The organism is Rhodococcus sp. MTM3W5.2 (assembly GCF_001984015.1).
Taxonomy (GTDB): domain Bacteria; phylum Actinomycetota; class Actinomycetes; order Mycobacteriales; family Mycobacteriaceae; genus Rhodococcus_G; species Rhodococcus_G oryzae.
Genome location: NZ_CP019572.1, coordinates 2,649,541 through 2,662,702, shown reverse-complemented (window position 1 = coordinate 2,662,702; position 13,162 = coordinate 2,649,541). Strand labels below are relative to the sequence as shown.

The 13,162-nt window shown below is 69.5% G+C and carries 11 protein-coding genes and 1 pseudogene; 7 read left to right on the top strand and 5 right to left on the bottom strand.

What is annotated here, in order from left to right; all coding sequences use genetic code 11:
- Positions 1-29: 29 nt before the first annotated feature.
- From sufD to BTZ20_RS12255, 3 genes are all read right to left on the bottom strand, one after another.
- On the bottom strand, positions 30-1,229 hold the full coding sequence (gene sufD, locus BTZ20_RS12265; protein ID WP_077041546.1) for a Fe-S cluster assembly protein SufD: 1,200 nt from the start codon (positions 1,227-1,229) through the stop codon (positions 30-32).
- Positions 1,229-2,686 carry a Fe-S cluster assembly protein SufB gene (gene sufB, locus BTZ20_RS12260; protein ID WP_077041545.1) on the bottom strand — a complete coding sequence of 486 codons (1,458 nt, stop codon included), beginning with the start codon at positions 2,684-2,686 and terminating at the stop codon, positions 1,229-1,231. The genes sufD and sufB overlap by 1 nt, the downstream gene beginning before the upstream one ends.
- 62 nt (positions 2,687-2,748) lie before the next feature.
- Positions 2,749-3,429 (bottom strand): helix-turn-helix transcriptional regulator, encoded by a 681-nt coding sequence (locus tag BTZ20_RS12255; protein WP_223263738.1) that lies wholly within the window; start codon positions 3,427-3,429, stop codon positions 2,749-2,751.
- Positions 3,430-3,672: 243 nt separating this feature from the next.
- Between BTZ20_RS12255 and mptB the strand changes: the two genes are divergently transcribed.
- The 6 genes from mptB to BTZ20_RS12225 all read left to right on the top strand — a co-directional run bounded on the left by mptB (position 3,673) and on the right by BTZ20_RS12225 (position 10,093).
- The gene (gene mptB / locus BTZ20_RS12250) at positions 3,673-5,361 is read left to right on the top strand and encodes a polyprenol phosphomannose-dependent alpha 1,6 mannosyltransferase MptB (RefSeq protein ID WP_145982279.1); all 1,689 of its coding nucleotides are present in this window, start codon (positions 3,673-3,675) and stop codon (positions 5,359-5,361) included.
- The gene (locus BTZ20_RS12245; RefSeq protein WP_077041543.1) at positions 5,358-6,302 is read left to right on the top strand and encodes an ABC transporter ATP-binding protein; all 945 of its coding nucleotides are present in this window, start codon (positions 5,358-5,360) and stop codon (positions 6,300-6,302) included. The genes mptB and BTZ20_RS12245 overlap by 4 nt, the downstream gene beginning before the upstream one ends.
- Positions 6,299-7,090: an ABC transporter permease gene (locus tag BTZ20_RS12240; RefSeq protein WP_077041542.1), complete on the top strand. Its 792-nt coding sequence runs from the start codon at positions 6,299-6,301 to the stop codon at positions 7,088-7,090. Before BTZ20_RS12245 ends, BTZ20_RS12240 begins: the two co-directional genes overlap by 4 nt.
- An 86-nt stretch (positions 7,091-7,176) precedes the next feature.
- Positions 7,177-8,595, top strand: a complete 1,419-nt coding sequence (locus tag BTZ20_RS12235) for a hypothetical protein (RefSeq protein WP_077041541.1) — start codon at positions 7,177-7,179, stop codon at positions 8,593-8,595.
- 63 nt (positions 8,596-8,658) lie between these two features.
- A complete protein-coding gene (locus BTZ20_RS12230; RefSeq protein ID WP_077041540.1) occupies positions 8,659-9,633 on the top strand; it encodes a COX15/CtaA family protein in 975 nt (324 codons plus the stop codon).
- Between the two features lie 52 nt (positions 9,634-9,685).
- Complete coding sequence (locus BTZ20_RS12225) at positions 9,686-10,093, top strand: hypothetical protein (RefSeq protein WP_077041539.1); 408 nt, start codon at positions 9,686-9,688, stop codon at positions 10,091-10,093.
- A 112-nt stretch (positions 10,094-10,205) separates the two neighbouring features.
- On the opposite strand, the gene BTZ20_RS12220 is transcribed toward BTZ20_RS12225, so the two are convergent.
- On the bottom strand, positions 10,206-10,499 hold the full coding sequence (locus tag BTZ20_RS12220; protein ID WP_411269128.1) for a hypothetical protein: 294 nt from the start codon (positions 10,497-10,499) through the stop codon (positions 10,206-10,208).
- Between the two features lie 104 nt (positions 10,500-10,603).
- Between BTZ20_RS12220 and BTZ20_RS12215 the strand changes: the two are divergent.
- Positions 10,604-11,566 (top strand): annotated as a pseudogene (locus BTZ20_RS12215) (quinone oxidoreductase family protein); the annotation flags it as partial.
- 529 nt (positions 11,567-12,095) lie between these two features.
- On the opposite strand, the gene BTZ20_RS12210 reads toward BTZ20_RS12215, so the two are convergent.
- Positions 12,096-13,079 (bottom strand): heme o synthase, encoded by a 984-nt coding sequence (locus BTZ20_RS12210; RefSeq protein WP_077041537.1) that lies wholly within the window; start codon positions 13,077-13,079, stop codon positions 12,096-12,098.
- Positions 13,080-13,162: the final 83 nt, after the last annotated feature.

The following is a 13,162-nucleotide window of genomic DNA, read 5'->3' as shown; positions in this document are numbered from 1 at the left end:
TTCCTTAGAGAAGTGTGGTGTCGGCGATCTCAGACGCCGACCGCGGCGAGCTCGACCTCGATGGCTGCTTCGAGGCGCTCGCGCACCTCCGGGACGGCAATGCGGTTGATGATCTCGTGGAAGAACCCGCGGACCACCAGGCGACGGGCCTGGTCCTCCGGGATGCCCCGCGAACGCAGGTAGAACAGCTGCTCGTCGTCGAATCGACCGGTGGCGCTTGCGTGCCCCGCGCCGACGATCTCGCCGGTCTCGATCTCGAGGTTCGGTACCGAGTCGGCGCGAGCGCCGTCGGTGAGCACCAGGTTCCGGTTGAGCTCGAAGGTGTCGGTGCCCTCGGCCGCTGCGCGGATCAGCACGTCGCCCACCCAGACGGTGTGCGCATCCGGCTTGCCGGAGTGCGGATCGCCCTGCAGCGCGCCCTTGTAGACGACATTCGACTTGCAGTGCGGCTGCGAGTGATCCACCAGCAGGCGCTGCTCGAAGAACTGGCCCGCGTCGGCGAAGTACAGGCCGAGCAGCTCGGCGTCGCCGCCGGGCCCGTCGTACTTCACGGTCGGGGTCAGCCGCACCAGGTCGCCGCCCAGGCTCACCGAGGTGTACCGGAGGACGGCGTCGCGGCTGAGCCGCGAGTGGTGCGCCGCGACGTGCACTGCGTCATCGGCCCAGTCCTGCACCGCGACCACGGTCAGCTTGGCGCTGTCGCCGACGATGAACTCGACGTTCTCCGCGTAGGTGCCACTGCCGCGCTGGTCGAGGACCACGGTGGCCTTCGCGAAGGCCTCGAGCCGAACCTGGATGTGGCCGTAGGCCACCTTGTCCACGCCGGGCCCGGTCACCACGATGTTGACGGCGTCGGCGACCTCGTGCTCCTTGGCCACGGTGATCACCGTGGCCGACTCGAAGCCGGAGTACGCCTGCGCGGCGATGCGGTCGGCGGGAACACCGGCCTGACCGAGACGGGCATCGTCACGGCCGACGGTCTCGACGCTGACACCCTCGACCGCCTGGACCTCGACGGTCGCGGCGCCGGAGCGGACCGCGGTGCCGTCGTGCAGGCCGCGCAGCCTGCGCAGCGGCGTGAAGCGCCACGCCTCGTCGCGTCCCGCGGGGACCTCGAAAGCGTTGACGTCGTATGAGGTGAACACCTCGCCCTTGTTGGTGGCGGGCACGATGTTCTCACCGGCGACGGCGGCCTTGACCCCGGTCGTCGCCTCGTTTGCGTTGGCCACTAACCCACGGCCCCTTCCATCTGCAGTTCGATCAGGCGGTTGAGCTCGAGGGCGTATTCCATCGGCAGCTCCTTGGCGATGGGCTCGACGAACCCGCGCACCACCATGGCCATTGCCTCGTCCTCGGTGAGGCCGCGGCTCATCAGGTAGAACAACTGGTCTTCGCTGACCTTCGAGACGGTCGCCTCGTGACCCATCGACACGTCGTCCTCGCGGATGTCCACGTAGGGGTAGGTGTCGGAACGGCTGATCTGGTCGACCAGCAGGGCGTCACACTTCACGGTCGACTTCGAGCCGTGCGCACCCTTGTTGACCTGGACCAGGCCGCGGTAGGAGGCGCGTCCGCCGCCGCGGGCCACCGACTTGCTGACGATGGTCGAGGAGGTGTACGGCGCCAGGTGCAGCATCTTCGCACCGGTGTCCTGGTGCTGGCCCTCGCCCGCGAACGCGACAGAGAGGACCTCGCCGCGAGCGTGCTCGCCCATCATCCACACGGCCGGGTACTTCATGGTGACCTTGGATCCGATGTTGCCGTCGACCCACTCCATCGAGCCGCCCGCGTCCACCTTGGTGCGCTTGGTCACCAGGTTGTACACGTTGTTCGACCAGTTCTGGATGGTCGTGTAGCGGCAGTGGCCGCCCTTCTTCACGATGATCTCGACGACCGCGGAGTGCAGCGAGTCGGACTTGTAGATCGGCGCGGTGCAGCCCTCGACGTAGTGCACCGAGGCGCCCTCGTCGACGATGATCAGGGTGCGCTCGAACTGGCCCATGTTCTCGGTGTTGATCCGGAAGTAGGCCTGCAGCGGGATGTCCACGTGCACGCCCGGCGGCACGTAGATGAACGAGCCGCCCGACCAGACCGCGGTGTTCAGCGCGGAGAACTTGTTGTCGCCCGCGGGGATCACGGAGCCGAAGTACTCCTTGAACAGCTCCGGGTGCTGCTTGAGCCCGGTGTCCGTGTCGAGGAAGATCACGCCCTGCTTCTCGAGATCCTCACGGATCGAGTGGTAGACGACCTCGGACTCGTACTGCGCGGCGACACCGGCGACCAGGCGCTGCTTCTCCGCCTCCGGGATGCCGAGCCTGTCGTAGGTGTTCTTGATGTCCTCGGGCAGGTCCTCCCAGGACTCGGCCTGCTTCTCGCTCGAGCGCACGAAGTACTTGATGTTGTCGAAGTGGATGCCCTCGAGGTTGGAGCCCCAGTGCGGCATCGGCTTCTTGTCGAAGGTCTTGAGCGCCTTGAGCCGGATGTCGAGCATCCACTCGGGCTCACTCTTCTTCGCGGAGATGTCCCGCACGACGGCCTCGGACAGCCCGCGCTGCGCGCTGGCGCCTGCCACGTCGGAATCAGACCAGCCGTAGCCGTAATGACCGAGCGAGGCGATGGCCTCGTCCTGCGTCAGTGCAGGCGACTTCTCCGTGCTGCCGGCTGCCTGATCTTGGGTGACTGTCATGCGAGCTCCTTCCGGAGTCTTGTTGCGTACCGGTGCGGGCTGGGCATCGGCGTGGGTGGTGCTTACTTCGGGGATGCGTCTGACGACGAGCTGGGCTCGTCTGGTGGAGCGATCGGTATGTGGGTGGTGCAGGCGCAGTCGCCGTTGGCGATGGTCGCCAGGCGCTGCACGTGGGTGCCGAGCAATTCGGCGAAGGCTTGCGTCTCCGCCTCGCACAGCTCGGGGAACTCCGAGGCGACGTGCGAGACCGGGCAGTGGTGCTGGCAGATCTGGACGCCGTTGCCCACGGGCCGGGTGGTGGCCGCGAAGCCCGCCGAGGTGAACGCATCCGCGATGGCGTCGGCGGTGTCGGCCACCTCGCCGGGGGTGTGCGGGGCGACGGGATCGATGTCGGCGACGATCGTCTGGACCCGGCGGCGCGCGAACTCCACGATCGCCTCCTCACCGCCGACCTCGCGGAGGTGCCGCATGGCCGCACCGGCGAGATCGTCGTAGGAGTGACCGAGACGAGAACGGCCCGCGGCGGTCAGCTGGAACTGCTTCGCCGGGCGACCGCGGCCCTTGTGCTGCCAGCTCGCGGCGTTCGAGGATCGCGCCTCGCCCGCGTCGATCAGCGCCTCGAGGTGACGTCGGACACCCGCGGCGCTCAGACCGAGCTTCGCGCCGATCTCGGGTGCCGTGATCGGGCCCTGCTCGAGGAGAAGCTGGACCACGGCGGCCCTGGTGTGCCCGTCGTGGCTCACCACGGTCGCGGTCGGGGCACCACTGAGCGCAGGCGAAACAGGTGCATGACCTGCGCCTTCACTCCGCGCGTCCCGAGCCGGTGCCGATTTCACAACACAAGTGTGACGGAATTATCGGAGCTGGTCCACCAAGGGTGCCCTGTATTACACCGCTACGCTGCCCCATGTGCCGCAGACCGACGACGCACCGGACTCCGGTGACACCCCAGCGCCGGCCCGGCGACCAGATTCCGCGAACGGGCGGTGACCCTCGCCAAGCGGGGGCTGGGAATCGACGGCCCCCACCACGGCTTCGAGGTCTCGAGCCTGCACGGCGACGAGGCGGAGGCCCCAGGGCTCAACAAGCGCGAGACCGGTCAGCTCAAGGGGATCAGGCGCTTCGGCGCGACCGGGGCCGTGCTGATGGCGATCGGCGCGCTCGGGGCGGGCGCGCAGCCGGTGCTGCAGAACCCGGTGCAGGGCCTGCGGATCCTCGGGCTGCCTGCGCGCCTCGGCGCGACCGCGCTCACGCTGACGATGACCGGCAGCGTGATGGTGGTGCTGGCCTGGCTGCTGCTCGGCCGGTTCGCGATCGGCCGCTACCGCGGAGAGGGCGCCGCGCCCCGGCGGCTGACCCGCTCCCAGCTGGACCGCACCCTGCTGCTGTGGGTGATCCCGCTGACGATCGCACCCCCGATGTTCAGCAAGGACGTCTACTCGTACCTGGCACAGAGCGAGATCACCGCGCGCGGACTGGACCCGTACGCGATCGGGCCCGCCCAGGCCCTCGGCGTCGACCATGTGCTGACCAGGACCGTGCCGACCATCTGGCGCGACACCCCCGCGCCGTACGGGCCGTTCTTCCTGTGGATCGGTCGCGGCATCTCCGCGGTCACCGGCGAGAACATCGTCGCAGGTATCTTCCTGCACCGGCTGCTCGCGCTCGCGGGCGTCGCGCTGATCGTCTGGGCACTCCCCCGGCTGGCGCGTCGATGCGGCGTCGCCAGCGTCACCGCGCTCTGGCTCGGCGCCGCCAACCCGCTGCTGCTGTTCCACCTGGTCGCGGGGATCCACAACGAGGCGCTGATGCTCGGCCTGATGCTGGCGGGCATGGAACTCGCGCTGCGCGCCGTCGAGAGCGCCGACCCGATCCGGTTCGACATCCGCGGCGCGACCGCGGGCGGCAGGAACCTGGCGTATCTGCTGGCCGGGTCCGGCCTGATAGCGCTGTCGGCGACGGTCAAGATCCCGTCCCTGCTGGCGCTCGGGTTCATCGGCATGGCGTTGGCGCGGCGCTGGGGTGGCACCGTCCGATCCGTACTGGCGGCCGCCGGACTGCTGATGGCGGTGACCGCGGTGGTCATCCTGGTGGTGAGCCTGGCCAGCGGCCTCGGGTTCGGCTGGCTCTCCCCGGACACCCTCGGCACCGCGAACGAGGTGCGCAGCTGGATGTCGCTGCCGACACTGCTCGGCCTCGGCACCGGCCTGGCGGGCGTGTTCCTCGGGCTGGGTGACCACACCACCGCCGTCCTCAACCTGACCCGGCCGATCGCCTCCCTCGCCGCGGCCTTCGTCGCGCTGCGCATGCTGGTCGCCGTGCTCGTCGGGCGGGTGCACCCGGTTGGCGCGCTCGGCGTCTCCCTCGGCGTCCTGGTGCTGCTCTTCCCCGTGGTCCAGCCCTGGTACCTGCTGTGGGCGGTCATCCCGCTGGCCGCGTGGGCGACCCGGCCGGTCTTCCGCATCCCGGCGATCGTCTTCTCCTCGGCGGTGAGTCTGATCGTGATGCCCAACGGCGGCGAGTACCAGCCGTTCATGATCGTCCAGGCCGCCGTCGCCACCATCCTCGTGGTGGGACTGGCGATGTTCCTCACCCGAGACCGGCTGCCGTGGCGGGCCGGGACCGGGGCACCGAACGGCCGCGGATCGACCGCCGAATACGCTGAGGCCCCGTGAGCTCTTCCGCGTCCGACACGGCGCATCCGGTTCTTCGGCTCGACGGCGTGGTCAAGTCCTTCGGCAGCGTCACCGCAGTCGACGGCCTCGATCTGTCCCTGCACCGCGGCGAGGTGCTGGCACTGCTCGGTCCCAACGGCGCAGGCAAGACCACGACCGTGGAGATGTGCGAGGGCTTCCTGAGCCCCGACAGCGGCACAGTGCGCGTGTTCGGCCTCGACCCGATCGCCGATTCCGGAGCGGTCCGGGCGCGCGTCGGCGTCATGCTGCAGGGCGGCGGCGCCTACCCGGGGTCCCGCGCAGGCGAGATGCTGGACCTGGTGGCGGCGTACTCGGCCGATCCGCTGGACCCGGCGTGGCTGCTGCGAACCCTCGGCCTCACCGACGCCGCCCGGACCCCCTACCGCCGGCTCTCCGGTGGACAGCAGCAGCGCCTCGCGCTGGCCTGCGCGCTCGTCGGACGGCCCGAGCTGGTGTTCCTCGACGAACCGACCGCGGGTCTCGATGCCCAGGCCAGGCTCCTGGTCTGGGAGCTCATCGACGCGCTGCGCCGCGACGGCGTCGCGGTGCTGCTGACCACGCACCTAATGGACGAGGCGGAGGCCCTGGCGGACCGCCTGATCATCATCGACCACGGCCGGATCGTCGCCGAGGGCACGCCGACGGAACTGACGCGACACGGTTCGGCCGGACAGCTCCGGTTCCTCGCGCCCGAGAACCTGGACCTGAGCGGGCTGCGCGCCGCCCTGCCCGCCGGATTCACCCCACGGGAGGTCTCCCCCGGGTCGTATCTGGTCGAGGGCATCGTCGACCCGAAGGTGCTGGCGACGGTGACCGCGTGGTGCGCCGAGCTCGATGTGCTCGCCACCGAACTGCGGGTCGATCAGCGCAGGCTCGAGGACGTCTTCCTCGACCTCACCGGACGGGATCTGAGGGGATGAACGTGCAAGACCGGCTCGCCGACAACAGGTTCGAGACGGGGACCTTCACCCCCGATCCCAGGCCCAGCGCCGCACTGCCCATGCTGGCGGCCCAGACCCGGCTCGAGCTGACCCTGCTGCTGCGCAACGGTGAGCAACTGCTGCTCACCATGTTCATCCCGATCACCCTCCTGATCGGGCTGTGCCTGCTCCCGATCGGCGACCTCGGCGACCCCAGGGTCGACACCGTCCTGCCCGCCGTGATGATGGTGGCGATCATGTCCACCGCGTTCACCGGACAGGCCATCGCCGTCGGTTTCGATCGGCGCTACGGCGCGCTCAAGCGGCTCGGCGCGACCCCCTTGCCGCGCTGGGGAATCATCGTGGGCAAGAGCGCCGCGGTCATCATCGTGGTCGCCATGCAATCGCTCCTCCTTGGCGGCATCGCCTTCGCGCTCGGCTGGCGACCCGAACCGACCGGCCTGCTGCTGGGCGCGCTGATCATCGCACTCGGGACCGTCACGTTCGCCTCGCTCGGACTGCTGCTCGGCGGCACCCTGCGGGCCGAGATCGTGCTCGCGCTTGCGAACGTCCTCTGGTTCGTGATGGCAGGCATCGGCTCCGTCGTGTTCTCCGACGACATCCCCGGACCGCTGCACACGGCCGCCCGGCTGATCCCGTCCGGAGCCCTCGCCGAGGCCCTGCAACAGGCGATCGGCGGCTCGCTCGACCTGTTCGCGGTCGCGGTGCTCGTGGTGTGGGGTTCGGTCGCCGCATGGCTGGCGACCCGATACTTCAAATTCACCTGATACGGATCGTTCCAAAACGTATTCATTTCCGCGCGGAGGCGGCAATATGCGAAGCCGTGCCGAAAACACTCCGCGCCCTCGCCTGCATGGCCGCCGTCTCCGCGATCACCCTCGGCGGTGGACTCGCCTCCGCCCAGCCCACATGGGGCCCGCTCGCACCGCCGAACCCGTTCCTCGGGCCGATGGGCACCTCGACGATGCACGGCGACGCCGGGTCCTCGGACGCGACGCCCCTGGCCGGCCCCGGCGCCGGAGCCGTCGGCGTGACCTCGTACCCGCTCCTGGCCGCGTGCCCGACCGTGCTGCAGGGCTCCGACGGACTGGTGGTCGCGCTGTGCACCTCGGTGCTCGGCCAGGACCCGACCGTGCACCTGATCGATCCGGCCGCACCGGCCGTGCCGGTGGGTGGATCGCTCGCCCAGCTCAAGCTGGCCAAGGGCAGCCTGCTCGGCGGGGTGTACGCATTCCTGGACAACCAGAACCGGCTCGTCGCCGTCGACGGCGAACGCAAGCTCCGGCGGGTCGGCCACACGAACAACACGCTGTTCATCGACTCGACCGTCGACCTGTCCGGGGCCATCCCCGACGGCGACGCGGTGACGGGCCTCGCGCCGGACTGGCAGGGCAACGTCTGGTTCGCTACCGGCGGTGGGGTGATCGGCTCCGTCGATACGGCGGGCGTCGCCAAGACCGTCGCGGTCCCGGCAGGCGAGCAGGTGCAGAACAGCATCTCCACCTCCCCTGCAGGCACCTCGGTGGCCACCACCCACGCCCTGTACCAGCTGAGCCTCGCCGCGGACGGCACCCCGAAGATCGATTGGCGGCGCGCGTACGACCGGGGGTCGGCCCGCAAGCCCGGGCAGCTGAGCTGGGGCACCGGATCCACCCCCACCTATTTCGGTCCCACCAACGGCTACGACTACGTCGCGATCGTGGACAGCGCCGACACCAAGGTGAACCTGCTGGTGCACCGCACGGACACCGGGCAGGAGGTCTGCAAGATCCCGGTGCTCGGCGCGGGCGGACCCGGCAGCGAGAACTCCCCGATCGGCGTGGGCAACTCGGTGTTCATCGCGGGCACCTACGGCTACCCGTACCCGAAGGTGCCCGAGGGCGCCGGACCGGCCGTGCCCGCGACCGCCCCGTTCGCAGGCGGCATGACCCGAGTCGACCTCGACGGGGCCGGCTGCCATCAGGTGTGGGACAACGCGCTGCGCAGCTCCGCGGTGCCGCACCTGTCGACCGCGGACGGCCACCTCTACACGGTGCTGCGGGACGGCACAGGCGGCCCCCTCGACGGCTACGCGTTCGCCGCCATCGACCCGAACACCGGCTCGATCCTCAAGCGCACCGGGCTCCCCGGCACCACGGCGAACGACACCCTGCAGATGTCGGCGCTGATCACCGGGCAGGGCGACTACCTGCAGGGCACCATCACCGGCATCCTCAAGGTCGGTGCGAACGGTTCCGGCAGCCTCGGCAGTGCGGGGAGCTCCGGCAGCTGAGGTCCCGGGCCGCGGCCAGCCCCAACGACGCTCTGTAGTTGACGGGCATCTACCATCGGGGGCGTGCTGTATCGAGGGTTCCTGAGCCTGGTCAACCGTCTGCCGCTCCCCTCTTTGGCGGTGCAGAAATGGATCGCCGTCGCGGTGATCCTGACCCAGGGCGGTATCGCCGTGACCGGCGCCGTGGTCCGGGTGACCGCGTCGGGCCTCGGCTGCACCACCTGGCCGCAGTGCCACCCGGGCAGCTTCGTGCCCACCGGGACCGCGACCGCGCCGTGGTTCCACCAGGCCATCGAGTTCGGCAACCGGCTGCTGACGTTCCTGGTCGTGGCGACCGCCGCGGCCGTCGTGCTCGCGGTGACCCGCGCCGCCCGCCGCCGCGAGGTGCTCGCCTACGCCTGGCTGATGCCGCTCTCGACCGTCGCGCAGGCGGTGATCGGCGGCATCACCGTACTCACCGGACTGCTCTGGTGGACCGTCGCGGTGCACCTGCTGGTGTCGATGGCGATGGTGTGGCTGTCGGTGATCCTGTACCACAAGATCGACCAGCCAGACGACGGCGTCGAGGTCATCACCGTGCCGAAGCAGCTGCGCTGGCTGACCGCGCTGTCCGGCGTCGCGCTGGCCGGGACGCTGGTCGCGGGCACCATGGTGACGGGCGCAGGACCGCACGCGGGCGACAAGAACCCCGAGCGCACGGTCGAGCGCCTGAACCTCGACATCACCAACCTGGTGCACCTGCACGCCGAGCTGTTGGTCGCCTACCTCGCACTGCTGGTGGGTCTGGGCTTCGGGCTGTACGCGGTCGGCGCCAGAGCCGCGGTGACCCTTCGACTCAAGGTCGTCGTCGGCGTCGTGGTCGCGCAGGCCTGCGTCGGCCTTGTCCAGTTCTGGACCCATGTGCCCGCCGTCCTGGTGACGGTGCACGTCGCGCTCGCTGGCGCCTGCACGGCCGCGACGGCCGCGCTGTACGCCGCCGGTCGGGTTCGCGAGGTCGCCCCGGCCGAGCGGGAGCCCATGAAGTCGAGAATCCGGTGATCACGGCCGAAGAAACGATAGATCTGGTGTAGCGCGGGTACCGTGAATCCGCATGACCCGATCCAGAACAGCCAAGCGTGTCGCCATCGCCGCAGCCCTGTCCTTCTCGACCGTCGGTCTACTGGCGGTGGGTCCCGCGGCAGCTGCGCCGAGCACCATTCCGTTCCAGGTCGATCCCTTTATCCCGCTGATCGAGCTACCCACTCCCAGGCTCGCCGCGACCGTGGGCGAAGAACCGGGCGTCGCTACCCTGAGTGTGCTCAGAACTCCCGAAAGCGGAAACCCACACAGTGCGGTTGTCCACTGGGTCAGTCTCGCCACCGGCGCATCAGGGTCCGCGTCGTTTCCGACCTTGAACGCTGCGCCCGTGACCATCCATCCGGGCGCTGGTCAGGTAGTTGCGCTGGTCGACCCACAGGCGATCGCGTCACCAGGCTTCGGGACCTTCTTCGTTCCCTGATTCGGCACGGGGAGAGAAACACACCTCGACCTGCGTAGGTCTGCCCATTGCGGTCCTCGACGAATGCGGGCCCCGGTCCATGACCGGGGCCCGCATTCGTCGACGGTCCTGCTCAGCCGAGACCGTTCCGCGCCTTCGGGAAGCGGGTCTGGTTCGCCACCCAGCCGGCCATCTTCCGCCAGTGACCGACACGCGGGGTGACGATGCTGGTGATGGCGCGCTCCCACTCGGAGACGGTGACGTTGTCGACCGCGGCCACCACGGCGTTCGCCGTCGCGAGGTCGTCGACGACCTGATCGCCGAGGACGCCGTCGGCGCCGACGAGAGTGATCCGGACGCCGTCGAGACCAACCGGCTGGATCACCGCCGAGGCCGAACCGCCGTGCTCGGCAACGAACTTCTTCACCGCGGCGACGGTCCGCGGGGGAGCGATACGGCGGGGGCGCTCGCGCCGGAGTCCTGGGTGTCCACAGTCATGGCGTCAGAATACTGGAGAGTAGAAATAGGGTCATGCGCGCAATCACCGTGACCGAGTTCGGCGGCCCCGAGGTACTCCGAATGTCCGAGCTCCCCGACCCGGTACCGGGTGCCGCGGACCTGCTGGTCCGCACGGACGCGATCGGCGTGAACTACATCGACACCTACTACCGGACCGGCGCCTATGCCGTGGACCTGCCGTATGTCCCGGGACTCGAGGGCAGCGGCGTCGTCGAGGTGGTCGGCTCCGACGTCACGGGCGTCCGCGTCGGTGACCGGGTGGCGTGGTCCTCGGCGCCTGGCAGCTACGCGGAGAGGGTCGTGGTGCCCGCCGCGGTGGCGGTGCCGGTACCGGAGGGGGTCGGCGCCGCCGAGGCCGCCTCCGTGCTCCTCCAGGGCATGACAGCGCACTACCTGATGAACTCGGTCTACTACGTCGAGCCCGGCGACACAGTGCTCGTGCACGCGGGCGCGGGCGGGGTCGGCCTGGTGCTGACGCAGCTCGCGGTCGCCAGGGGCGCGCGCGTGATCACCACCGTGTCCTCGGACGAGAAGGAACTGCTGTCCCGGGAGGCGGGCGCTGCGGAGGTGCTGCGATATTCCGACGACCTCGCGCAGCAGGTCCGGGCGCTCACCGACGGGGAGGGTGTCGCGGCGGCGTTCGACGGTGTCGGCGCCGACACCTTCGAGGCCAGCCTCGCCTCGGTTCGGATCCGGGGCACCCTCGCCCTGTTCGGGGCGGCCAGCGGGCCGGTGCCGCCGTTCGATCCGCAGCGGCTCAACCCGGCAGGCTCTGTGTTCCTGACCCGACCCACCCTCGCGCACTACACCCGCGACCGGGACGAGCTGCTGTGGCGCTCCGGCGAGGTGTTCGAGGCGATCAGGGACGGCTCCCTGAAGATCCGGGTCGGCGCCCAGTACCCGCTCGACGAGGCCGAGCAGGCGCACCGCGATCTCCAGGGCCGCCGCACCACCGGCTCGATCGTGCTGGTCCCTAGTCGGACGGCCACGCCACTCAGGTGGCGCCAGCCGTCGGCGCCAGCCGACGGCGCACACCTTTTGACAACGTCGCACCCGCTTTGTGCCCGCAGTGTGTGTGCGTTCTTGCCAAAAGGTGTGCGCGCGGGGGTGTGGCCTGGACACGCGCGGCCCCCCAATCTCCTTACAACGTAAAGCAACGATCCCTTACGCCGTAAAGAGACACAGCCGGTGCGCGTACTTGCAGTTCAGGGCGATTCCGCGCGCTCTGTCGCGCTGCTGCGGCCGGCGCCCGCCGCCGGCGACCCGAGACCCGGACCCGAGCCAGGGCTGACCCTGGACGGAATCGTCGCGGACCCGCGATCGAGATGGCGGACGAGGACGGGATGGCAGGCCTGTCGATGCGATCGGCGAGTGGACGGCTCGGGCGCACGGATATGGCCCTGTACACCTACGTGCCGGGCACGAGCGAGCTGGTGGACCTGATGCACCACCGGGTGCAGGGACACACGCGAGGGATGAAGGGACGAAGCGACTGCCCCAGCGATCAGCTGAAGAAGGAGCCGATCGTGTCCATGCCCAGCACCGAGTCCACCGCGAGTCCGCAGAACACCACGGCGAGGTAGTTGTTCGACTGCAGGAACAGGCGCAGCGGCTTCACCGGCTCACCGCGGCGCACGCCCGCGTACAGCTGGTGCGCCATCAGCAGGAACCAGGCGCCTGCGACCAGGGCGATGGCGGCGTAGACGACGCCTGCCGCGGGAACCAGGGCCAGCGTGGTCAGCACGGTCAGCCAGGTGTAGACGAGGATCTGCTTGGTGACGCGCTCCTCGGTCGCGATGACCGGGAGCATCGGCACGCCTGCCGCCTTGTAGTCCTCCTTGTAGCGCATGGCGAGCGCCCAGGTGTGCGGCGGCGTCCAGAAGAAGATGACCAGGAACAGCACGATCGGCTCCCAGCTGATCGAGCCCGTGACCGCGGCCCACCCGACCATGACCGGCATGCAACCGGCTGCACCGCCCCAGATCACGTTCTGCCAGGTCCGGCGCTTGAGGATCATCGTGTACACGAGCACGTAGAACGCGATGGTGAGCACGATCAGCACGGCCGCCAGCAGGTTCGTCGCCCACCACAGCCAGGCGAAGGAGCCGGCGCCGAGGACCAGTCCGAAGACCAGCGCGTGCGAGGTCGGCACCGCCAGGCGGGCCAACGGCCTGCGAGCGGTCCGCTTCATCACCTTGTCGATGTCCGCGTCGACCACACAGTTGAGTGTGTTGGCGCTCGCGGCACCCATCCAGCCGCCGAACAGCGTGCTCAGGATGAGCGGGAAGTTCACGTTGCCGCGATCCGCGAGCAGCATCGCCGGGATCGTCGCGACCAGCAGCAGCTCGATCACCCGCGGCTTGGTCAGGGCGAGGTAGGCGAGAACCTTCCCGATTGCCCGACCCAAGAGGGTATCGGGCCTTTTCACCTGGGCGGGCTCGGAGCCACCAGCGAGACCGTGTCCGCCATGCTCCACAATCCGCACCATTTCTCCTTGCGACACGCGAGTGACCACCTGATCCTGTCGCGCACCGCTGCGCGCCTGACTTCGCACTACTACACAAGATGGTA

Excerpts from the sequence above, each read along its gene's own strand:
- sufB (WP_077041545.1), bottom strand. The coding sequence starts at position 2,686 with ATGACAGTCACCCAAGATCAGGCAGCCGGCAGCACGGAGAAGTCGCCT.
- BTZ20_RS12240 (WP_077041542.1), top strand. The coding sequence starts at position 6,299 with ATGAACGTGCAAGACCGGCTCGCCGACAACAGGTTCGAGACGGGGACC.
- BTZ20_RS12235 (WP_077041541.1), top strand. The coding sequence starts at position 7,177 with ATGGCCGCCGTCTCCGCGATCACCCTCGGCGGTGGACTCGCCTCCGCC.
- BTZ20_RS12225 (WP_077041539.1), top strand. The coding sequence starts at position 9,686 with ATGACCCGATCCAGAACAGCCAAGCGTGTCGCCATCGCCGCAGCCCTG.
- BTZ20_RS12210 (WP_077041537.1), bottom strand. The coding sequence starts at position 13,079 with ATGGTGCGGATTGTGGAGCATGGCGGACACGGTCTCGCTGGTGGCTCC.